At 66.1% G+C, this 22,565-nt stretch carries 18 protein-coding genes; 9 read left to right on the plus strand and 9 right to left on the minus strand.

All coding sequences use genetic code 11. The features are described 5' to 3' along the window. Positions 1-62 precede the first annotated feature (62 nt). The 7 genes from AB0O24_RS07395 to dnaA form a co-directional block, all read right to left on the minus strand. Complete coding sequence (locus AB0O24_RS07395) at positions 63-467, minus strand: DUF3566 domain-containing protein (RefSeq protein ID WP_058596192.1); 405 nt, start codon at positions 465-467, stop codon at positions 63-65. Next, a complete protein-coding gene (gene gyrA, locus AB0O24_RS07400) occupies positions 464-3,094 on the minus strand; it encodes a DNA gyrase subunit A (protein ID WP_275796827.1) in 2,631 nt (876 codons plus the stop codon). The genes AB0O24_RS07395 and gyrA overlap by 4 nt, the downstream gene beginning before the upstream one ends. A gap of 71 nt (positions 3,095-3,165) precedes the next feature. Beyond that, the gene (gene gyrB, locus AB0O24_RS07405; protein WP_058596194.1) at positions 3,166-5,199 is read right to left on the minus strand and encodes a DNA topoisomerase (ATP-hydrolyzing) subunit B; all 2,034 of its coding nucleotides are present in this window, start codon (positions 5,197-5,199) and stop codon (positions 3,166-3,168) included. 118 nt (positions 5,200-5,317) lie between these two features. Then, entirely contained in the window at positions 5,318-5,806 is a 489-nt protein-coding gene (locus AB0O24_RS07410; protein ID WP_275796824.1) for a DciA family protein, read from the minus strand. Further along, entirely contained in the window at positions 5,799-6,950 is a 1,152-nt protein-coding gene (recF, locus tag AB0O24_RS07415; protein WP_275796822.1) for a DNA replication/repair protein RecF, read from the minus strand. The genes AB0O24_RS07410 and recF overlap by 8 nt, the downstream gene beginning before the upstream one ends. A 57-nt stretch (positions 6,951-7,007) precedes the next feature. Beyond that, the gene (dnaN, locus tag AB0O24_RS07420) at positions 7,008-8,159 is read right to left on the minus strand and encodes a DNA polymerase III subunit beta (protein ID WP_275796820.1); all 1,152 of its coding nucleotides are present in this window, start codon (positions 8,157-8,159) and stop codon (positions 7,008-7,010) included. Positions 8,160-8,607: 448 nt separating this feature from the next. Next, on the minus strand, positions 8,608-10,023 hold the full coding sequence (gene dnaA, locus AB0O24_RS07425) for a chromosomal replication initiator protein DnaA (RefSeq protein WP_275796818.1): 1,416 nt from the start codon (positions 10,021-10,023) through the stop codon (positions 8,608-8,610). A 296-nt stretch (positions 10,024-10,319) separates the two neighbouring features. On the opposite strand from dnaA, the gene rpmH reads away from it, so the two are divergent. The 9 genes from rpmH (at position 10,320) to AB0O24_RS07470 (ending at position 20,746) form a co-directional block, all read left to right on the plus strand. Then, a complete protein-coding gene (rpmH, locus tag AB0O24_RS07430) occupies positions 10,320-10,457 on the plus strand; it encodes a 50S ribosomal protein L34 (RefSeq protein ID WP_013584598.1) in 138 nt (45 codons plus the stop codon). Positions 10,458-10,465: 8 nt separating this feature from the next. Beyond that, positions 10,466-10,804 carry a ribonuclease P protein component gene (rnpA, locus tag AB0O24_RS07435; protein ID WP_275796790.1) on the plus strand — a complete coding sequence of 113 codons (339 nt, stop codon included), beginning with the start codon at positions 10,466-10,468 and terminating at the stop codon, positions 10,802-10,804. Beyond that, a complete protein-coding gene (gene yidD / locus AB0O24_RS07440; RefSeq protein ID WP_013584600.1) occupies positions 10,801-11,157 on the plus strand; it encodes a membrane protein insertion efficiency factor YidD in 357 nt (118 codons plus the stop codon). Before rnpA ends, yidD begins: the two co-directional genes overlap by 4 nt. Before the next feature lie 2 nt (positions 11,158-11,159). Then, positions 11,160-12,236 carry a membrane protein insertase YidC gene (gene yidC / locus AB0O24_RS07445; RefSeq protein ID WP_363373696.1) on the plus strand — a complete coding sequence of 359 codons (1,077 nt, stop codon included), beginning with the start codon at positions 11,160-11,162 and terminating at the stop codon, positions 12,234-12,236. 14 nt (positions 12,237-12,250) lie between these two features. Beyond that, the gene (locus AB0O24_RS07450) at positions 12,251-12,754 is read left to right on the plus strand and encodes a R3H domain-containing nucleic acid-binding protein (RefSeq protein ID WP_363373699.1); all 504 of its coding nucleotides are present in this window, start codon (positions 12,251-12,253) and stop codon (positions 12,752-12,754) included. Between the two features lie 8 nt (positions 12,755-12,762). After that, positions 12,763-13,392: a 16S rRNA (guanine(527)-N(7))-methyltransferase RsmG gene (rsmG, locus tag AB0O24_RS07455; RefSeq protein WP_363373702.1), complete on the plus strand. Its 630-nt coding sequence runs from the start codon at positions 12,763-12,765 to the stop codon at positions 13,390-13,392. Positions 13,393-18,458: 5,066 nt separating this feature from the next. Then, a complete protein-coding gene (locus AB0O24_RS07460) occupies positions 18,459-19,376 on the plus strand; it encodes a ParA family protein (protein WP_307383856.1) in 918 nt (305 codons plus the stop codon). Further along, the gene (locus tag AB0O24_RS07465) at positions 19,376-20,356 is read left to right on the plus strand and encodes a ParB/RepB/Spo0J family partition protein (RefSeq protein WP_363373704.1); all 981 of its coding nucleotides are present in this window, start codon (positions 19,376-19,378) and stop codon (positions 20,354-20,356) included. Before AB0O24_RS07460 ends, AB0O24_RS07465 begins: the two co-directional genes overlap by 1 nt. Before the next feature lie 42 nt (positions 20,357-20,398). Further along, positions 20,399-20,746 (plus strand): hypothetical protein, encoded by a 348-nt coding sequence (locus AB0O24_RS07470; RefSeq protein ID WP_058596205.1) that lies wholly within the window; start codon positions 20,399-20,401, stop codon positions 20,744-20,746. Between the two features lie 401 nt (positions 20,747-21,147). Here the strand turns inward: AB0O24_RS07470 and trxA are convergent, their stop codons facing one another. Both trxA and trxB read right to left on the minus strand, forming a co-directional pair. Then, positions 21,148-21,471, minus strand: coding sequence for a thioredoxin (trxA, locus tag AB0O24_RS07475; protein ID WP_058596206.1), 324 nt, complete (start codon positions 21,469-21,471; stop codon positions 21,148-21,150). A 61-nt stretch (positions 21,472-21,532) separates the two neighbouring features. Next, positions 21,533-22,519, minus strand: coding sequence for a thioredoxin-disulfide reductase (gene trxB / locus AB0O24_RS07480; RefSeq protein WP_275796776.1), 987 nt, complete (start codon positions 22,517-22,519; stop codon positions 21,533-21,535). Positions 22,520-22,565: the final 46 nt, after the last annotated feature.

Raw genomic sequence — 22,565 nt, forward strand, 5'->3', positions numbered from 1 at the left:
ACGACGTGATGTCGTCAACCTCGAAGACTTTACCGGAATCCCGAGGTTTTTCCGAATCGGCCTCAGTTCGAGGTGAAGCCGACCAGAAGACCGCCGGTCACCTTGACCGCGAGGTTGTAGATTCCGGCGACGACCGCGCCGAGAACCGTGATGACGACCAGGTTGAGGATCGCGACGATCGCCGCGAACGCCATCACCTGGGGGAGCCCGACGTACTGCGACAGCGTCGCGCCGCCGTCGGTGAAGCTCGTGAAGAACTCGTCGAGTTTCGTGATGAGGCCCGTGGCGCTCACGACGAGATAGATGAGGAAGTACGACACCACGGTCACGATCGCGACCGCCACGGCGGCCAGGAACGACAGCTTCACCGCCGACCAGAAGTCGATGTAGACCAGGCGCAGGCGGACCTGCTTGGCGGGGGTCTTGTGAGTCGACTTCTTAGCGAGCTTGTCGGCTACCGTGCTCATGCGTCAGTACTTTCCTCGGGGGTCTCGGGAGCGGAGGCGTCGGCCTCGTCCGCAGGGGCTGCGGCGGGCTCCGTGGTCGTCTCCGTCGTCTCTGCCAAGTTTCGTTCGGCGTTTCGAGCGATCGCGATGATGCGATCGTCGCCTCCAGCACGGGCGAACACGACACCCATCGTGTCGCGTCCCTTGGCGGGCACCTCGGCCACGGCAGAGCGTACCACCTTGCCGCTGGCAAGAACCACAAGGACCTCGTCGCCCTCGGAGACCATCATTCCGCCCGCGAGGACGCCTCGATCGTCGGTCAGACGAGCCACCTTGATGCCCAGACCGCCGCGGTTCTGCATGCGGTACTCGGTCACCGCCGTGCGCTTGGCATAGCCGCCCTCGGTCACGACGAAGACGTACTCGTCGTCCTTGGCGACGGATGCCGAGAGCAGGCTGTCGCCCTCACGGAAGTCCATGCCCTTCACACCCGACGTCGACCGACCCATCGGCCGCAGCGCGCTGTCGGTCGCGGAGAACCGCAGCGACATTCCCAGCCGGCTGATGAGGAGGATGTCGTCGCCCTCGTCGACCAGCAGAGCGCTGACCAGTTCGTCGGCCGTGCCGGGCTCGGTGTCGTCGCCCTCCTCGGCCACCTGGCCGCGGAGCTTGATCGCGATGACGCCGCCCTGCCGGTTGGTGTCGTACTCGTCGAGGCGCGTCTTCTTCACCAGACCGTTTCGGGTCGCCAGCACCAGGTAGGTGGCGACGTTGTAGTCGCGGATGTCGAGGATCTGCGCGATCTCTTCATCGGGCTGGAGCGCGAGCAGATTCGCGACGTGCTGGCCCTTGGCATCCCGACCCGCTTCGGGGACCTCGTAGGCCTTCGAACGGTAGACGCGACCCTTGTTCGTGAAGAACAGGAGCCAGTGGTGCGTCGTGGTGACGAAGAAGTGCTCCACGACGTCGTCGGCGCGCAGCTGCGCACCCTTCACGCCCTTGCCGCCGCGATGCTGCGACCGGTAGTTGTCGCTGCGCGTGCGCTTGATGTAGCCGTCACGCGTGACGGTGATGACCATCTCTTCTTCGGCGATCAGGTCTTCGATCGACACGTCTCCGTCGAAGCCGTGCAGGATCTGGGTGCGACGGTCGTCGCCGAAGCGGTCGACGATCCCGGTCAGCTCGTCACGGATGATCGTGCGCTGGCGGGCAGGGGTCGCGAGGATGTCGTTGAAGTCCGCGATGCGGGCCTCGAGCTCGGTCGCCTCGTCGACGATCTTCTGCCGTTCGAGCGCTGCCAGACGACGCAGCTGCATGTCGAGGATGGCCTGCGCCTGGATGTCGTCGATGTCGAGAAGCTTCTGCAGTCCCTCGTTGGCATCCTGAGCCGTCGGAGACCGACGGATGAGCGCGATGACCTCGTCGAGGGCGTCGAGCGCCTTCAGGTACCCGCGCAGGATGTGCATGCGCTCTTCGGCCTTGCGGAGCCGGAACCGGGTGCGGCGGACGATGACGTCGAGCTGGTGGTCGATCCAGTGGCTGATGAAGCCGTCGAGCGACAGGGTACGCGGCACCCCGTCGACGATCGCGAGCATGTTCGCGCCGAAGTTCTCTTGCAGCTGGGTGTGCTTGTAGAGGTTGTTGAGCACGACCTTGGCGACCGCGTCGCGCTTGAGCACGACGACGAGGCGCTGACCGGTGCGACCCGAGGTCTCGTCGCGGATGTCGGCGATACCGGTGATCTTGCCCTCGCGAGCGAGGTCGCCGATCTTCACCGCGACGTTGTCGGGGTTCACCTGGTACGGCAGCTCGGTGATCACGAGGCACGTGCGGCCCTGGATCTCTTCGATGTTCACCACGGCGCGCATCGTGATGGAGCCGCGCCCGGTGCGGTAGGCGTCCTTGATTCCGCGGGTTCCGAGGATCTGCGCGGCGGTCGGGAAGTCAGGCCCCGGGATGCGCTCCATGAGGGCTTCGAGCAGCTCCTCGCGGGTCGCATCCGGGTTCTCGAGAGCCCACAGCGCGCCGGCCGAGACCTCGCGGAGGTTGTGCGGCGGGATGTTCGTGGCCATACCGACCGCGATGCCGACCGAGCCGTTGACGAGCAGGTTCGGGAAGCGCGACGGCAGGACCACGGGCTCCTGCGTCTGACCGTCGTAGTTGTCCTCGAAGTCGACGGTCTCTTCTTCGATGTCGCGCACCATCTCGAGCGCGAGCTGCGACATCTTCGTCTCGGTGTAGCGCGGAGCAGCCGCTCCCTGGTTGCCCGGCGAGCCGAAGTTGCCCTGTCCGAGCGCGAGGGGGTATCGCAGCGACCACGGCTGCACGAGGCGCACGAGGGCGTCGTAGATCGGGGCGTCGCCGTGGGGGTGGTAGTGCCCCATCACCTCGCCGACCACGCGGGCGCACTTCGAGAACGACTTGTCGGGGCGGAAGCCCCCGTCGTACATGCCGTAGATCACGCGACGGTGAACCGGCTTGAGACCGTCTTCGACGCGCGGCAGGGCACGACCGACGATGACGCTCATGGCGTAGTCGAGGTAGCTCCGCTGCATCTCGAGCTGGAGGTCGACCTGGTCGATCCTGCCGTGGTTGTGCGCGGGTTCCGACCGGACCTCGTCGGGCTCGGGCGTGATGTCGTCAGCCATGTCTTCTCAGTTTCGTAGTACGTCGTCGATCGTCGTCGTGAGGTTCCGTGCGGGGTCGCGCGGGCGAGAGATCAGATGTCGAGGAAGCGGACGTCTTTGGCGTTGCGCTGGATGAAGCTGCGGCGCGACTCGACGTCTTCGCCCATGAGGACCGAGAAGATCTCGTCGGCCGCGGCGGCATCGTCGATCGTGACCTGCTTCAGCGTGCGCGTCTCGGGATCCATCGTGGTCTCCCAGAGCTCGTGGTCGTTCATCTCGCCCAGACCCTTGTAGCGCTGGATGCCGTTGTCCTTGGGGATACGGCGACCAGCGGCCTGGCCGTCGACGAGCATCGCGTCGCGCTCACGGTCGCTGTAGGCGTACTCGTGCGGGTGGTTGGACCACTTCAGGCGGTAGAGGGGCGGCTGAGCCAGATAGACGAAACCGGCCTCGATGAGTCCGCGCATGTAGCGGAACAGCAGGGTCAGAAGAAGCGTGGTGATGTGCTGGCCGTCGACGTCGGCATCCGCCATGAGCACGATCTTGTGGTAGCGCGCCTTGGCCATGTCGAAGTCTTCGCCGATGCCCGTGCCGAAGGCCTGGATCATCGCCTGGACTTCTTTGTTGCCCAGTGCCCGGTCGAGACGCGCGCGCTCGACGTTCAGGATCTTGCCGCGCAGCGCGAGGATCGCCTGCGTGTGCGGGTCGCGGCCCTGCACGGCCGAGCCGCCGGCGGAGTCACCCTCGACGAGGAAGATCTCGCTGATCGAGGGGTCTTTCGAGGTGCAGTCCTTGAGCTTGTCGGGCATCGCGGCCGACTCGAAGACGCTCTTGCGGCGAGCGGTCTCGCGGGCCTTGCGCGCCGCCAGGCGCGCGGTGGCCGCATCGATCGCCTTGCGGATGATGTTCTTGGCCTGACCCGGGTTGCGATCGAACCAGTCGCCGAGCTTGTCTCCGACGACTTTCTGCACGAAGGCGCGGGCCTCGGTGTTCCCGAGCTTCGTCTTGGTCTGACCCTCGAACTGCGGCTCCGACAGCTTCACCGAGATGACGGCGGTGAGGCCCTCACGGATGTCGTCGCCCGTGAGGTTGTCGTCCTTCTCTTTGAGCAGGTTGTTCGCGCGCGCGTAACGGTTGACCAGGGTGGTCAGCGCGGCACGGAAACCCTCTTCGTGGGTGCCGCCCTCGTGCGTGTTGATCGTGTTCGCGTAGGTGAACACGTTCTCGGTGTATGCCGTGGTCCACTGCATCGCGAGCTCGAGCGCGATGTGGCGCTCGGTGTCTTCCGACTCGACCTCGATGATCTCGTCGTTGACGACGTCGGCCTTGCGCACACGGTTGAGGTGCTCGACGTAGTCAACGAGACCTCGCTCGTAGAGGAACGAGTCGTTCCGCGCCTCGGTGACCTCTTCGCCCGGCTCGCCCTCGACGACCACCGACTGCGGACGCTCGTCGCGGAGGCTGATGCGCAGGCCCTTGTTGAGGAACGCCATCTGCTGGAAACGCGTGCGGAGGGTGTCGTAGTCGAAGTCGATGGTGTCGAAGATCGTGGCATCCGGCCAGAACGTGATCGTCGTCCCGGTCTGGTCGCTTTCTTCGCCCTTCTCGAGCGGGGCCAGAGGGTGTCCGCCATCACGGAACGACTGGCGCCACACGTGACCCTGCCGCTTGACCTCGACCTCGAGGCGAGTCGACAGCGCGTTCACGACCGACGAACCGACGCCGTGCAGACCGCCGGACACGGCGTATCCGCCACCGCCGAACTTTCCTCCGGCGTGCAGCACCGTGAGCACGACCTCGACCGTCGACTTGCCCTCGGTGCGGTGCATGTCGACCGGGATGCCGCGGCCGTTGTCGACGACGCGGACAGCGCCGTCGCTGAGGATCGTGACCTCGATCGTGTCGCAGTACCCGGCCAGGGCCTCATCGACGGAGTTGTCGACGATCTCTTGGACGAGGTGGTGCAGGCCCCGCTCGCCGGTGGAGCCGATGTACATGCCGGGGCGCTTGCGGACCGCCTCGAGACCTTCGAGCACCTGGATGGCGTCGGCCCCGTACTCGTTGGGAACCTTGGTGGAGGGTGCTTCGGGTTCCTCGGAAACGCTGTCGGGGTTTTCGGACGTCATGGGTACGCGCGCTCCAGATCGGTTCTCGGAGCTTCCATCCTATCGCGCGCGACCTGCAGAAATGGCGTGTACGCCCCTACGCGGCGATAAATCGACCCGAGGCGGGATCGACCATGGCCTAGCCGTAGGTATCGCGCGGGCCGCGGCCTGGAACGGCTCTGGGCCCCCATTTCCAGGAGGGGACGTCGGGTCCTACGAACCGGATCGCTTCGACACCCGCCTCGGGAAAGCGACGCAGGATCTCCGACAGGATCTGCGCGCGCATGAGCTGGAGCTGTTTCGCCCACGCCGTGGAGTCGGCCTGGACCGTGAGGGTGCCGGCGTCCAGCGCAACGGGACGTGTGTGCGCAGCCGTGTCCGCGCCGGCGACGTCATGCCAGGTACGCACCAGATCCTCGCGAGCGAGCTGCGGCTCCCACCCCGCCGACTGCGTCAGCGTCGAGAGCACGTCCCCGAGCCCGCGCGGATCGCGGCCGGGGGTGAAGGGGGCGTTCTCGTCTTCGTCCGTGCGCCGACGACGCCTCTTCTTGCGGTAGGGCGACGGCTCGAGACCTCGAAGGCGCAGGTAGGTCGCCATGGTCTCGGGCAGTTCGGCGTCGTCACTCATCGTCGTCGCTCACGATCCGCCCCGCCTCCACCCGAACCACGTGCGCGCGGAGGGCGTCGGGGACGTCTTCTTCGACCGCGGAGGTGACGATCACCTGCTCGTATCCGCCGACGAGCTCGGCGAGTCGCGCGCGGCGCCCGGCGTCGAGTTCTGCGAACACGTCGTCGAGGATGAGGACCGGATCTCCGAGACGCGACTCCGCGCGCAGGATCTCGGCCGAGGCGAGGCGCAGAGCGAGCGCGACCGACCAGGACTCCCCGTGCGAGGCGTAGCCCTTCACGGGCAGGTTGCGGACACGCAGGACCAGGTCGTCACGGTGAGGGCCCACGAGGGTCAGTCCGCGCTCGAGCTCAGCGGCACGACGAGCGGTGAGGGCGGCGCGGAACTGATCGGCGAGGGGCCCGGCCGACGTCGGGGTCGCCGCGTCGCCCTCTTCGGGGTCGCCGCCTCCGACGGAGAGTGCCCACTCGAGGCGTGGTTCGTGGTCGGCGCCGGCGATCGCCGTATACGCCCGCGCCACCGGTTCGGACAGGTCGGATGCCAGCGCCAGGCGGGCTTCGATGAGCTCGGTCCCGAGGGTGACCAGCTTGTCGTCCCACACGTCGAGCGTGCCGAGGGCGTCGCCGCGCACCCCTCGCGCCCGAGCGGACTTCAGCAGAGCGGTGCGCTGACGCAGGACCCGGTCGTAGTCGGCGACGACAGCGGCCATGCGGGGGCTCCGCTGCACGATGAGCTGGTCGGCGAAGCGCCGGCGTGCGGACGGGTCGCCGCGGACGATCTGAAGGTCCTCGGGCGCGAAGAGGATCACCTGCGCGTAGCGCGGCAACTCGGCGGTGCGGACGTTCACGCCGTTCACGCGCGCGCGATTGGAGCCCTGGCGATTGAGCTGCAGTTCGAGCAGGACGCTGCGCTCCCCGTGGGCGAGACGCGCGCGGACGATCGCGGCATCCGCCCCGTCTCTCACCATCGGCGCGTCACTGGAGACGCGATGAGAACCGAGCGTGGCCAGGTAGGCGACCGCCTCGACGAGGTTGGTCTTGCCCTGGCCGTTCCGCCCGACGAAGACGTTGGCGCCGGTGGCGAGCGAGACGTCGACTTCCGCGTAATTGCGGAAATCCCTGAGTCCCAGCTGCTCCACGATCACCGAGTCAGACTACCGGCCGCCTCCGACACCGAAGCCCGAGGATCGGCCCGGGCCGGCTCAGCGCAGCAGCAGATTCGGCTGGAGCAGGTACTTGAACGTGCCCTCGCCGCCCTTGTCGACCGAGGTCTGCGGGGTGACCAGCACGGGGCTCAGCTTGTTCGCGTTGTCGCTCGACGTGAACGTGATGCGGGTGAACTCGCTGCGCACGGCACCGAGCGACTCGAGCAGGTACTGCGGATTGAGGCCGAGCGTGACCTCGTCGCCGACCAGCGTGGCATCCACTGTCTCGGTGGCGCGCGCCTGCTCGGTCCCCGAGGCGTCCATCGACACTCCGTCGGCGCCGAAGGTGAAGCGCAGCGGAGCGGAGCGGTCGAGGACGAGCGCCACACGGCGGACGGCTTCGGCCAGTTCTGCGGTGTTCACGACGCTGTGGTGCTCGGTCTGCTCGGGGAAAAGCCGGCGCACCGGGGGGAAGTTGCCCTTGATGAGGAGAGACGTGACGGTCTTGTTCGCCGCGGTGAACGCGATGATCTCGCGATCGCCGGAGCCCGAGAAGGCGATCGAGATGTCGCCGCCGTGCGCGAAGGTCTTGCCGACCTCCTGCAGGGTGCGCGCGGGCACCAGCGCCGAGGTCGTCTCGTCGGATGCCGCGTGCCCGCCGTCCCAGGGGATCTCGCGCAGCGCGACGCGGTAGCGGTCGGTGGCGACGAGGCTGAGCCGCGTTCCGCTCACCTCGAGCTGGACGCCGGTGAGGACGGGGGTGACGTCGTCGCGGGACGCCGCGAAGGCCACCTGCGCGATGGCGGTGGCGAACTCGTCCGCGGGGACCAGACCCGACTCACCCGTGACCTCGGGGATGGCGGGGTACTCCTGGACGGGCATCGAGGCGAGGGTGAACCGCGCCGACCCGCACGTGAGCAGGATTCCGCCGTCGTCGTCGACGGCGATCTGGATGGGAGCGTTCGGCAGGCGGCTGGCGATGTCGCTGAGAAGACGACCGTGGACGAGGATCGTGCCGGGCTCGTCGACCGTCGCCTCGATCGTCGTCCGCGCGGAGGCTTCGTAGTCGAACGCGGCGAGCGTGAGTCCCTGATCGCCGGCCTCGATGAGCACACCCGCGAGGATCGGCTGCGGATTGCGCTGCGGCAGGAGCTTGACCACGAACGAGACGGCTTCGCTGAACACATCGCGATTGACGTGGAACTTCACGGACGCTCCCTTGACGGCGGGTATGGCTTACCCATGCTAGTCCCCGACCGAGGCGCCCCCGATGTGCGTGCCTTCGCACCACAAGGTCATCGAATCTCTCTTAACTCAAATGGGATCTTTCATCTTGTTAACAGCTGTGGAGAGTGTGGATAACTCGACGGATCCCTGTTAACAGAAGGGAACGACACCAGTGTGACCTGTGGAGGCGTTGCGGAGAGCCTGCGCAGTTAACACGACGGCACTCGAAGGGGGTGCGCCTGCCGTCCACAGGTTAAGGCGCGTCGTACACAAGTCATCCGCAGAGATTTGGAGTTATCCACAGGTTTTCCACACTGTGTAGAACCGTGCGAGAAGTCTTCGCGGAAGAGGTTGTGACGGGTTCTCCCGGGCGAAAAAGACGAAAGGCCCGACCGCGGATGCGGACGGGCCCGGTGCGGGAGACGAGCTCTCAGCGCATACGTCCGAGTTGGCTCGTGATCTCCGAGACTTGGTTGAAGATCGATCGACGCTCCTTCATGAGGTCGCTGATCTTCTTGTAGGCGTACATGACGGTCGTGTGGTCGCGGTTGCCGAAGAGCTGCCCGATCTTGGGCAGTGACAGGCTCGTGCGCTCACGGCAGAGATACATCGCGATCTGACGGGCGGTCGCGACGGCTTGGGATCGGCTCGAACCGTAGAGGTCGTCGACCGAGAGCTTGAAGTACTGCGCCGTCGCCGTGATGATGTCGGTCGGCGAGACGACGTTGGCGTCGTCTTGATCGATGATGTCGCGGAGGACGGTCTGCGCGAGGGACATGTCGAGGGTCGACCGGTTCAGGCTCGCGAACGCGGAGACGCGGATGAGGGCACCCTCGAGCTCGCGGATGTTCGACGACACCACCGTTGCGATGTACTCGAGGACGTCGTCGGGAATGAGGAGACGCTCGCTCTGCGCCTTCTTGCGGAGGATCGCGATGCGCGTCTCGAGGTCGGGTGCCTGCACATCGGTGATGAGGCCCCACTCGAAGCGACTCCGCATGCGATCTTCGAAGCCCGTGAGCTGCTTCGGGGGCAGGTCGCTCGTGATCACGACCTGCTTGTCGTGGTCGTGCAGGGTGTTGAACGTGTGGAAGAAGGCTTCCTGCGTCTCGGCACGCCCCTGGAGGAACTGGATGTCGTCGATCAGAAGGATGTCGACGTCGCGATATCGGGCCTGGAACGCCGAGCCGCGGTTGTTCGCGATCGAGTTGATGAAGTCGTTCGTGAACTCTTCGCTCGAGACGTATCGGACGCGGATGCCGGCGTACATGCTCGCGGCGTAGTCGCCGATCGCGTGCAGCAGGTGGGTCTTGCCCAGTCCCGAGTCCCCATAGATGAAGAGCGGGTTGTAGGCCTTCGCCGGCGCTTCGGCGACGGCGACAGCCGCTGCGTGGGCGAATCGGTTGGACTGGCCGATGACGAAGTTGTCGAAGGTGTACTTCGGGTTCAGTCGGGTGTCGCTGCGAGAAGCCGGGACGATCGGCTCCGGAGCCTGCTCGGGGATGAGTGAGTGACCGGCCGGCGCCGACACGGAGCGCTCGTCGGCAGGAGTGGGTCGCGGCGAATCGATCAGGTCGGGATTCACGACCACACGGAACGCGTTCACTTCGGGGTCGGGCCCCTGAACCTGGGTCAGAGCCTCGAGGATGGGAGCCCGCATGCGCTTGTTGATCTGCGCTGCAGTCAGGTCATTGGGGACATCGAGGTACAGGGTGCCGCCCATCACGCCCTGGGGAACGGCGAGGTTCAGGAAGCCGTGGAGCTGCGGCGTGACGCGCTCGTCCTTGAGAAGGTGGTCGAGCACGGCGGACCAGACGGGAACATCCGGTACTTCGTGCAATGACATGTCCCCTCCGGGATCTCGGCGCGCGGGCAGACCGACGGAGTCACGTCGAACCTGTGGATAACTTCCGGGGCCACGCTAGTTCGCGGCTCATCCGGAGCAAAATCCACTGTAGAACGCTGTCGCGTGTCTTTGCCACGCCTGTGGACAACGACTGGGGATAATGGGCGGTCGGTTTCTCGGTTTGAGTTAAGGGCGCGCGCGACGTAGCCTTAGTCGGTTGACTTATGCCTATACGGCAGTCCCGACCCACGTCCCCGGCAGAAGAGCATCGGGCGACACCACCTCCGGAGTGACCCATGAGCAAGCGCACCTTCCAGCCCAACAACCGTCGCCGCGCCAAGAAGCACGGCTTCCGCGCCCGCATGCGCACGCGCGCCGGCCGCGGCATCCTCGCGGCCCGTCGTGCCAAGGGCCGCACCGAACTCTCGGCCTGATTCACCCGGTGCTCGCGAAGCCGAACCGACTCACCCGCGGATCGGACTATAAAGCCACTGTCCGCCGGGGGACTCGGTGCGCCGGAACGCACGCCGTGACCTATGTCGGCAGCGTGGACGAAGACGGCCCCGCCCGTTTCGGTTTCATCGTGAGCAAGCAGGTCGGATCCGCGGTGATCCGCAACACCGTCCGCCGCCGCCTGAAGGCGGTGTGCGCCGAGGCGCTCCCGTCTGTCCGCGGGGGCGCCTCGGTCGTGATCCGGGCACTCCCCTCCTCGGCGACTGCCGATTACGCGTCGCTCCGGTCCGACGTCCTTCGTTGCTTGCAGCGGAAGGCTTTCGCATGAGCGCCTCGACCCTCCCCACCTCGTCCACCGGGACGGCTCATTTCGAGCTGTCCGCGGTGGTGGCATCCGTCCCGCTCCTCCCCAGGAACGCGGGACTGGCCCTGTTGCACGCGTATCGCGCGACGATCTCGCACGTCTATGGCGACGTCTGCAAGTACTACCCGTCCTGTTCTGCCTATTCGGTAGGCGCCGTGCAGCAGCACGGACTCGTCAAGGGTGTCGCGCTGACCGCGGCCCGCCTCGCACGCTGTCATCCCTGGGCTCAGGGAGGCATCGACGATGTCCGTCCTCACCGCGCCTTCCGTCACGAACTCACTCCGCACGGATTCGTCGTGCCCTCCCGGAAGGACTGATCGTGCAATTCGATCTCATTGGGACCATCCTCTGGCCGTTGAAATGGATGGTCGAGCTCGTGCTGGTGGGCTGGCACGCGCTGTTCACGGCGTTGGGTATGGCGCCGGCCGCGGGCCTCACCTGGGTGCTCTCGATCGTGGGTCTCGTGCTCATCGTGCGTGCCGCCCTGATCCCGCTCTTCGTGAAGCAGATCAAGAGCCAGCGCAAGATGATGGAGATCGCTCCGGAACTGCGCAAGGTGCAGGAGAAGTACAAGGGCAAGCGCGACCAGCTGTCTCGCGAGGCGATGAGCCGCGAGACCATGGCTCTGTACAAGAAGCACGGCACGACGCCGGTCTCGAGCTGCCTCCCGCTCCTGGTGCAGATGCCGATCTTCTTCGCCCTGTTCAGCGTGCTGAACGACGTGTCGAAGCACGCCGCGAGCGGCGTCGGTGGTGTGGGTCTGCTCACCCCCGAGCTCACGACCGAGTTCTACGACGCACGTCTGTTCGACGTGGCATCCATGCACGTGAACCTCGTGACGGCGTGGAGCCAGCCCGACGGCCAGGTCACCGTGGCGATCCTGCTCACGCTGGTGGTGCTGATGATCGGTTCGCAGTTCTTCACGCAGCTGCAGATCATCTCGAAGAACCTCTCCCCCGAGGCGAAGACCGGCCAGGCGTACCAGATGCAGAAGGTGATGCTCTACATCCTTCCGCTGGCGTTCATCTTCTCGGGTGTCTTCTTCCCGCTCGGTGTCGTCATCTACTGGTTCGTCAGCAACCTGTGGACGATGGTCCAGCAGTTCGTCGTCATCCGCGAGATGCCGACCCCCGGATCGGACGCGGCCAAGGCCCGCGAAGAGCGCCTCGCGCGCAAGGGTAAGGCGATCGATTCGAGCGGCAAGGTCGTCCCGATCGAGAAGTACCGCGCCGAGCAGCAGCGTCTCCTCGAGGAGGCCGAGCGCGCCCGTGCAGCGCAGCCCAAGCGGCAGCAGCCGGTCGGCAAGCAGCGTGCGAAGAAGCAGCAGGGCAACAAGCCCGGCGGCTCCCCGGCACGGCCGGCCCCCGGCTCCGCCGCATCCGACCCCTCCTCCTGACGACCGGAGACATCATGACGACGTCCGAGCAGATCTCGACCGACCAGAACGCCGCCACCGAAGAGCAGCTCGAGCAAGAGGGCGACATCGCCGCCGACTTCCTGGAAGGTCTGCTCGACATCGCCGATATCGACGGTGATCTCGCCCTCGACGTGCGCGCCGGTCGCGCTTACGTGTCCGTCGAAGCGGAAGACGCGAGCGCGCTGTCGTCGCTGTCGCACCCCGACACGGTTCAGGCTCTCCAAGAGCTCACGCGCTTGGCCGTGCAGAACGCCACCGGTCGTTTTTCTCGGCTGATCCTCGACGTGGGGGGCTCGCGCGACGCACGCCAGCGTCAGCTCGAGAACCTCGTCGACCGCGCGATCGAACGCCTGGACGAGGGCGCTTCGCAGGCGTCTCTGCCGGCGATGTCGAGCTACGAGCGCAAGCTCGTCCACGACATCGCCGCGGAGCGCGGCTGCGTGTCCGAATCCTTCGGCGAGGGCGCGGATCGTCACACCGTTCTGCGCCGTAGCTGAGGACCCGGATGCCGTTGGAGCTGGAGGCGGAGCCGGCTGTCGCCGCGGAGATCTTCGGCGATCGTCTCAGCCTCGCTCGGCGATTCACCGAGGCTCTCGCGCAGCATGGCGAGGAACGGGGTCTGATCGGTCCGCTCGAGGTCCCACGTCTGTGGACACGTCACATTCTCAACAGTGCTGTCGCGGCGCCCTTCTTCGAAGGGCAGGCGGCGGACATCGGTTCTGGTGCCGGTCTGCCGGGGATCGTTCTCGCGATCGCGCGCCCGGACGTGCAGTGGACGCTCATCGAGCCGATGGAGCGCCGGACGATCTGGTTGACCGAGCAGGCGGAGGCCCTCGGACTCTCGAACGTCACGGTCGCTCGAATGCGCGGGGAAGAGTGGACCGGTGGGCGTTCGTTCGACGTCGTCACCGCGCGTGCGGTGAGTGCGCTCCGCACCTTGCTCCCCTTCACCGCTCCCCTGGTTCGTCCGGGCGGTCGACTGGTGCTCTTGAAGGGAGCGAATGTCGCGGCCGAGATCGACGCAGCCGCGAAGCAGGTGCGCCGCTTCGGACTGACGGATGTGCGCGTTGAGGTCGTCGGCGAGGGTCAGCTGGACGAGCCGACACGCGTGTTCGTCGCGACGGTGTCGCGCTGACGAGCTCTTTCTTCCGGCGCTCCCGAGCCTGATCACCGCCACTGATGGCGGTGCTGTCTCACCAGCCCGGGTGAGGCTTCGGTGGAGCACTGTTCTCTTCGGGCCGCGGATTCGACGTATGCGTAGCCTGGCCCGCGAACATGTATGACAAGTACGTGCGGCGCTTTCAGTACGACCGTCACGAGCTTCTCGATTGAGAGACGTGCATCGCAATGCTTCCGGTGTGAACCGGGTGCCCGGGTGCGTCAAACCTGAGATGCTCACTGCGGACGTTACCGCCGCATGAGGAGCGCGCGTTCCACGTGAAACGCCACTCTCAGAGTCCCGTGGTGTCGATGACGGATGTGCATCCTCACCCTCGGTGATGGGCCCGGTGCGTCGGCGGTGCGAGAGTGCGATTCCTTTTCCAAGTGGGCGTGGCTCCTTTCGACCGAGTCTGGTGGGAAGCATCTGGCGGGCCCGTGGGGCAATGCCATGGGACCTCAATCACCTGCGCTCGATTGCGGTGACAGGAGAAGCTCGACGGAGACTTCTAATCAGCATCTGAAGCCGATCGCGTCTGGATGTGGTGCGTGGCGGAGGCCATGCTCGGTGTCCTGCCCAAGGGAGATCGCGCTTCACCTCTCCCCCGCGGCCAGGGGAGGTGTCCGTACACCGCGGCTGGAAGCCTGCTGCTTGGTGATCGTCGGAAGTGCCCGACCTCTAAGACTCCCGTGGTCGCAAGAGTGGGTGGTTTCAGGGTGATGACCAGCACCGGCGTGAGCCGTCGGCGGCGTTGTCGGCGGTGGAGTTGCGGCCCCCGAACGCAGGGGCAGTGGCTTCTGCGATGGGCATCAATGTCGGTTGGACAGCTTGTCAACTGCCAGGGTTCGCGGGCATGGGCGGCGAGGGCGTTGTTCGATGTCGAGGTCGTGTGACACGAGGGCCCTTCCCCGGCGCGAGCTCGTGTCGGGGGCGTGAACGGAGGAGTGACCGCGCCCGCGCGTTGTTCGGCTGATCCCGGTTGAGACTCAAGGCGTCGGAGACAGACCTCGAGACGGCGACGCGCACGTCGTCGGTGACCGGCGCGATCAGGGTGTGAGAGGCGACGGTGTTCGACACGAGAGTCGTTTGAGCGAGGCCGGCGCTCGCCCGGTTTCCGTGGGCGAGCGGCCCGATGGGACGGCATCCCGGCTCTACCGGTCATCGCTCGCACCATTATGCCTGCAGTGTTGCGCGGCTCACCGTCTCACCGCGACGCCGGACACTGGTGTCTGGCGTGTTGCTAGGCCTCGGAGCCCGGCGTGTGTGCGGTGCCGCCGCGGGTTTCGGGCGCCCTCGGAGCGGCGCGGCGCACACGAGCGTCGCCCGCCGAGACGGTCGTGGGTGACACGGTTGTCGGCTCCTGGAGGGAAGTGAAGGCGCACTGCGGGCTGCTCGAGCCGACCTGCGTGCTCGCGTGCCAGGTTGGATCGAGAGTTCGAGCAGATCGACCTGCTGCGTGTGATGGTCCTGCGGAGCGCGGTTGTCGCACAGGGGGTTCGATGAGGAAGTGATGGGATGCTGCGACGCGCGGGCGTCTGTGATCTTGGCGGTCGTCGCAGGATGCTGGGCGTCGCGCGACTGCCGAGATCATTTCGTGTGCATAGGGAAGCGTGGGAGAAGCGCCGCTGCCAGGGTCGCGTCTCGGATACATCTCGCGTCTCGATGGCAGAGGTCCACGAGATCCGCTACGCCTGAGTCGCCTAGCGGTCTGAGTGGGCTGAAGCCCCGTCACGCGTGATCCTCCTGAGTGTGCACGTCTGAGGCGTGTGACCAGGCGTGATGTTTCACGTGGAACGAGCCGTGCGCTACTCCCCCTGACGTCGAGGCGCCGCGTGGCGGCAGTTCTGCGGGCCGAGTTCGCGGCGCGAGGAGCACGTCACGCCTATCCGATCGTTATTGCACCCGACCCGCACGATCGGCGTTCCTGTTTCACGTGAAACATGCTTTGTCGTACGCCCGCGGTCCCCTGGCGTCGGGATGTCGTTGCCGACCCATGCGTACTGTGTGAACGTAAGTGGTGTCCGCGCGCGAGAAGCCCTAGCAGCGCAGGAGCGCACAAGTTGTGCAAGAGCTGCTGGCACGCGAGACCTACCACCACGGTCGCACGGGCGCGCGAGGCTTATGTGCAAAGGCCGGTGATCTCGAGACATCTGCTTGTCGATTTGGCTGGCTGATGAGCGAGTTCGTGGAGTCAGTTGACACGTGCAGGTACGTGCCCAGGCCACCACGCGTGCGGTGGTTCGCGTGCAGGTCGCGCACGGCGGCGGGTTCTCCGGTCCATTGCCTCGAAGATGCCGAGCGTGTCCATTCCAGGTGATGTCGGGGCCTGTGAACGTGAGTGGACTGCTCGTCAGAGCAAGTCACACGCAGTGGACGGTCGGAGGTTTCGATACGCGCCGTCCAGACCAAAGAAGACCCGCGACTGTCCCGGTGGAAAGCAGGGCGCCGGGCGCGGTCGGGAACCTGTGTGTGCGCAAGACTTCGTGGCTGAAAGCAGGACGCCTCAGGGTGCGAAACAGTGACCTGATCGAATGATGCGCCGAGCTCATCCCCCACAGGTCCCTCAAGGGTGGTGCCCGCGTTTCGCGATGGCTGGTCGCACGTTCGCGGTCTGGACCGGGGTATGTCACCCGGTACGTCACGAGCATTTGCCACCAGATCCTGCCTGCGCTGCTCTTGAGCGGCGTAGAGGTTGCTCGAGGCGGGAAAGGGGCGTTGAAGTGGATGGTCAGAATCAGCCCGATCTCCCCCGCGATGTTAGGGCCGCGGTCAAGCCTGTGGTGTGTAATCCGGAGCCGAGCGCACGCGTCGACCTTCCCATGAGCGGCGGATGCGCCGAGGGAAGTTCCCGCCGAGGTCGTGTGCCAACACGATTCTCCATGAGGTGCACGCATATGGTGTTGGGTGAGTGGCCTGAGTCCGGCCGACGGCTCTGACGTGTTTCACGTGGAACGCGGGCACGCTGAGCAGTGCGAGCGGTCCACCAGGATCGGCCGGCGAGACCTGCATTGTTCTGGTGGCTACGGCGCACGTGAGGCCATCACGGGAGCGAACGTCGGCCTTGCCGGACGGCGTCGGACGGAGGATGGGCGATTATCCAAGATGGGTCGCACGAGGTGCTTGCTCAGGGTCCGGCCCCGACTGACACCTGCAACTATCCGCCGAGGGCAATTCACGCCTTGGTGTCAACATCGAGTGTGGGTGTAGGCATCTCGCAGTGAGTCCGCTGCCCGCATACCTGCTGGCTCGCGGTTCATAGACGACTACGCGGGCGGGATGTGTCGGCGGGTGAAAGCTAGGTCCGGGCGGCACCCGCTCAGCCCCAGCTCTGACGGATGTACTCCACGACTGCTGGAAGCCAATGCAGCGTCGGCGTCGTTACCCGCGTTCGGGCCGTCCGCGGGGACTCGCGACTTTCGCACGAGCCACCGCGCGAAAACGCCTCGGGCGTGGCAGTGCTTTCTGATGAGACGACCCCTCACCGCGGCGTGCGGCGTTCTCCTGGGACAACTCAACCGCCAGTCGAGACCGGGTCGCGAGCTGAGTGGTTGGCTCCCACCTATCGTCGCCCGGTCGCGCGTTGGGGTTGTGCTGAACCTGCGGTTAGCGCGAGTGCGCGGCGAGAACCGTCCAGGACGCTGTTCCCCATCGGCTCATTGTGTCTATCGCAAGCGGTGTTTCACGTGAAACATGTTGCGGGCGCCGGCGTGCTGCTCGGGTCAGTATGAAGAAGAGAGAATACCGCGCGGGTCCAATGTGGTGGGGGGCCGACGGGGCACCGGAGTGGAAAGAGTCGGGGTGAGTCGACGGCGGTCTCGTCAAGATCGCGGCGTTGCCCTCCTGGCCGACTTCGCCTCGCGCCCAACGTGAAGAAGGCGCGAGGAGTGGGTGTCTTGAAGCAGGAGACTGGCGATTGCTTCGACGGGTGATCGATACGCGAGCGTGACTGGGACAATCGGACCGCACCGCGAACTGCAAGCCAGTTCGGCGCTTCGGGGTGTTTCACGTGAAACCGACCAACGGATCTCGCTGCGCGGGATGTGCCCACGCGTGGGAAAGAGTGCAGGACGTCGCCGGGAGCCGGAGAGTCTCCCCAGCGGCGGAGAGTTGATCAAGTTCACGTCACGAGAACCGATCACGTCAATCGGTCATGCATCCAGTCGCTCCCGGGTCGATCTCGCTCACGTCAGAGTGTCGCTGGAGGAGTCCGGTTGGTTGTGTCTCCCTCGTCGAACGAGGTCGACGGTCTATCGCGAGAAACGCCGACTGTTCGAGCCTTCGCGATGCCAGCCGGGCTGTCTGCGCTGCATGAAGCGCCCCTGTCGGTTCTGACTACTCCTCGCGCGTCGAGGCTGGTCGACATGGCACCGTGAGTGCTGTGTGGCCGTGATCGCTGGCGCGCCCGCCACGCACGGCGTGCAAGAAGCCTGCTGCACGGCTTCGCCCGGCAGGCAGCGAAGTTCGCGACCCGTGGTGAGTTGCTCGATCGGCGAAACAGAGCTGATTGCGATCCTCCGCGTGTTCTCTGTGCACTCGAACTCTGTGGTCTTGACACGCCTTGGCTCCTGGTTGAGTCGCTCGTCCTCCCCCGCGGCGCATGTCGCAGAATACGAGCACAGAGCGCACCGCAGACGTTGCTCACGCGAGACCTTGCACTCGGGGCTCGTCGCTGGACGCTTCGCGCTCCCGACTTGGTGCTTGGTGCTTGGGGCTCGGCAGTCAGGACTCGGTGGTCGTCACTTGCCACTCTGAGAGTCGCTCGTGGCAGGCGGCACTTCACGGGTGGCAGGGTGCTGACGCCTCGCGACACCAGGCTGCGACTTAGCCACTCTCCCTGATGTCCACAGCGTCTTACCGCCCCGGCGACCTCCACAAGACCGCGCCTTGGGGTGGGCGAGGCAGGCAACGGCATCCCGACCACCCCCACGAAGTGGGCTCGAACCTCGCCCACAACTCTGTGGATAACCGGCGCTCGGCGATCGTCGCGACCGCCTCGCGGGTAGACTGGGCGAGTTCGGCGACGGCAAGGGAGAGCGTTTCACGTGAAACAGTCCGACGAAACGCCATCGTCATCCTCGTTCTATGACTCCCCCATCGCACGCGAGATCGCCGATCTGTCCGCGCGGCGTCGGGCGCTCGAGAGCGCGAAGGTCGAACTCTCCGGTCGTACGCGCGTCTTCACGGTGTCGAACCAGAAGGGCGGCGTCGGCAAGACGACGACCGCCGTGAACATCGCCGCCGCTCTCGCGTCTGTGGGAGCGCGCGTGCTGGTGGTCGACCTCGACCCGCAGGGGAATGCCTCTACGGCGCTGGGGGTCGCTCACAACGCAGAGACCGCGAGCATCTACGACGTTCTGATCAACGAGGTGCCTCTCGCGGATATCGTCCAGACGAGTCCCGAGTCACCGAACCTCCTGTGCGCGCCCAGCACCATCCACCTGGCGGGCGCCGAGATCGAACTGGTCTCACAGGTCGCTCGCGAGCACCGTCTTCGAGGAGCGCTGCGCGACTACCTCGCGATCGATGGCAATCATCTCGATTTCGTCATCATCGACTGTCCCCCGTCGCTGGGTCTGCTCACCATCAATGCGTTCACGGCGGCCGACGAGGTCATGATCCCGATTCAGTGCGAGTACTACGCGCTGGAGGGGTTGAGCCAGCTTCTCGGCAGCGTTCAGATGATCCAGAAGCATCTCAATCCGACGCTGCATGTCTCCACGATCCTCCTCACCATGTATGACGGGCGTACCCGTCTGGCTCAGCAGGTGGCCGACGAGGTGCGTTCCCACTTCACGGACGAAGTGCTCGATACCGTGATCCCCCGCTCTGTGCGCGTTTCGGAGGCACCGAGCTTCGGGCAGACCGTGATCGCGTACGATGGCCAGTCAGCGGGCGCCATCGCCTACCGCGAAGCCGCGGTCGAGATCGTCAACCGCGACACCACGACGAAGGGCTCCTGATGGCGAAGAGGACCGGACTCGGGCGCGGTATCGGCGCCCTGATCCCCACGGCGGAGGCATCGGAGGCGCGTCCGGTCGACGTGTTCTTTCCCGGCGCGCCGGCGAAGGATTCGTCGGCCCAGCTGGCGTCCCCCGCTGGAACGGACGCGGCTTCGCCCGCGGACGACCTCGTTTCGGTGCCGGGCGCTCGTCTCGTACACATCGACCCCAAGGCGATCGTCCCCAACCCTCGCCAGCCACGTACGCACTTCGACCCCGAAGACCTCGCGGAGCTCGTGCACTCCGTGCGGGAGTTCGGGGTGCTCCAGCCCGTGGTCGTCCGCGACAAGGGCGACGGCACCTATGAACTGATCATGGGCGAGCGCCGGACGCGCGCTTCGAGGGAGGCGGGCCTCGAGTCCATCCCCGCCGTGGTTCGCGAGACCGACGACGAGTATCTCCTGCGCGACGCGCTCCTCGAGAACCTCCACCGCTCGCAGCTCAACCCTCTCGAAGAGGCGTCCGCCTACCAGCAACTCCTCGAGGACTTCGGCATCACCCAAGAGGAGTTGGCCACTCGTATCGGTCGCTCTCGTCCACAGATCAGCAACACCATTCGCTTGCTGAAGCTCCCCGTGCCTGTTCAGCAGCGGGTGGCGGCGGGAGTACTCAGCGCGGGGCACGCACGCGCGATCCTGTCGCTCGACGACCCGCAGGAGATGCAGAAGCTCGCCGACAAGATCGTCAACGAGGATCTCTCCGTGCGCGCTGCGGAAGCAGCGGCCAAGATGCCGGGGGTCTCGCCCGCGCGACAGAAGCCGAAGGCAGGGTCGCGACGTTCCGGTCTCGACGACGTCGCGGAGCGGCTCGGTGACCGACTCGACACCAAAGTACGCGTTTCGCTGACGGCAAAGAAAGGCCAGATCAGCATTGATTTCGCTTCGATTCAAGACCTGAATCGCATCCTATCCGCCCTGGGTGAAGAGGGCTACACCGGCTGACGGACAGCCCCGGGTGTCGCCGGTCGCGCGTACCCTTGAAAGGTGACCGCGAACGAGCAAGACCCGCCCCGGCGGGCGAGTCTGGAACTGCTGCGGGCAGAGGCATCCGACGAACTGGCAGTGCTCATCCATGAGCGGCTGCGCGGTGGCGAAGACCCGTGGGACTTCATGGAAGACCTCCCGAGCGTCGATGAGCTTGTCGTCCTGACCCTGCGGGCCGACAACATCGCCGAGAACGGCGGGCAGCGCCCGAACCGTGCGCGCAACTACCGCGTCCTGCGGCAGATCGCTCTCGACTATCCCCCGCTCACGCGCGCTGTGTGGCGCATCCTGGGCGAAGAAGAGCCACACCGGCGCTGGGACGCCAGCGTGCGCCTCGACGCCTCCTGACGGCCCTCAGGCGCCTGACGCGCCGCACTCCCGGTACGACGTTGGGACCGCGCGGCGTACATTCCGCGGTCCGCGCAGAGCGCGAGCCGCGCACGGCGCCCACCCCCGCACGACGCGGTCCGCGCACGACGCGATCCGTGCACGGCGCACACCGCGCGCGTTGCACACCCCGGTAAGACACGGTCCGCGCGACGCAAACCCCGAAGCGCGACCCCGTAGCGTCCTCTCCCCCGCCGCGTCGATGATGAAGCCTCCGTGGGCCTCACCCCAGCGCACCCCGGGCGTGATCGAGCGCGGGCCCTGCTCGGCATCCATTGTCCTTGCGACCCCCGGGGCGATGCGCCGGCGGAAACGACGAATCCCCGACGCCGAAGCACCGGGGATTCGATTCGCGAGGGGACTCAGCCGATGAACGGCGCGAGGTCCTGCTCGAGCGCGTACTTGGGCTTCGCGCCGATGATGGTCGTCTTGACCTCGCCGCCCTGGAACACCTTCATCGCGGGGATCGAGGTGATCTGGTACTTCATCGCGAGGTCGGGGTTCTCATCGACGTTGAGCTTGAGGATCGTGATCTTGCCCGAGTTCTCGGACTGGATCTCGTCGAGCACGGGGGCGACCATGCGACACGGTCCACACCACTCGGCCCAGAAGTCCACGAGAACGGGTCCGTCGGCCTGCAGGACGTCCTGCTCGAAGGTCGCGGAGGTCGTCGCCTTGGCGGTCATGTGCTTTTCTCCTTAGTGAGAGCGTCAGTTGGTGAAACGCCCGAGGGCGTCGAATTGTTCCTCAGACCACCGCAGCGTCGGGCAGGCCCTCGATGAGGCTGTCGGCGACAGCCGGTTCGCCGGCCTCACCGCGTGCCGCGAGGAAGTGCTCCACGTCGAGGGCCGCCACCGTGCCGCTGCCGGCCGCGGTGATCGCCTGGCGGTAGGTGGGGTCGATCACGTCACCGGCGGCGAAGACGCCCTCGACCGAGGTGCGGGACGAGCGTCCGTCGACCCAGATGGTGCCCTGGTCGGTGAGTTGGAGCTTGTCGTGCACGAGGTGCGTGCGCGGGTCGTTTCCGATCGCGACGAACAGGCCGTCGAGCGGCAGCTCGCGCGTGGTGTCGTCGACGGTCGAGCGCAGGCGGACGCCGGAGACGGCCTCGTCGCCGAGAATCTCGTCGACCGCGCTGTTCCAGATGAACTCGATCTTGGGGTTCGCGAAAGCGCGCTCCTGCATGATCTTCGAGGCACGCAGGGTGTCCTTGCGGTGGATGATGTACACCTTCGACGCGAACTTCGTGAGGAAGTTGGCTTCTTCCATGGCGGAGTCGCCGCCGCCGACGACGGCGATCGTGCGGTCGCGGAAGAAGAATCCGTCGCACGTGGCGCACCACGAGACGCCGCGGCCGGAGAGCCGGTCTTCACCCTCGAGGCCGAGCTTGCGGTAGGCGGAGCCGGTCGCGTAGATGACCGAGACGGCCTCTTCGACCTTGCCGCTGCCGAGCGTGACCTTCTTGACGGGTCCCTCGAGGTCGAGCGACACGACGTCGTCGTACAGGACCTCCGCGCCGAAACGCTCGGCCTGCGCCTGCATCTTGGCCATGAGGTCGGGGCCCTGGATGCCGTCGGGGAACCCGGGGAAGTTCTCGACCTCGGTCGTGTTCATGAGGTCGCCGCCGGCTTCGACGGAGCTCGCGACGACGAGGGGCTCGAGGTTCGCCCGGGCGGCGTAGATGGCGGCCGTGTAGCCGGCAGGACCCGACCCGATGATGATGACGTGACGCACGATTGCGCCTTCCTCTCGTTAATTCCGTCGGATGAAACCCATGGTA

The organism is Microbacterium sp. NPDC086615, from assembly GCF_040686055.1.
Taxonomy (GTDB): Bacteria; Actinomycetota; Actinomycetes; order Actinomycetales; family Microbacteriaceae; genus Microbacterium.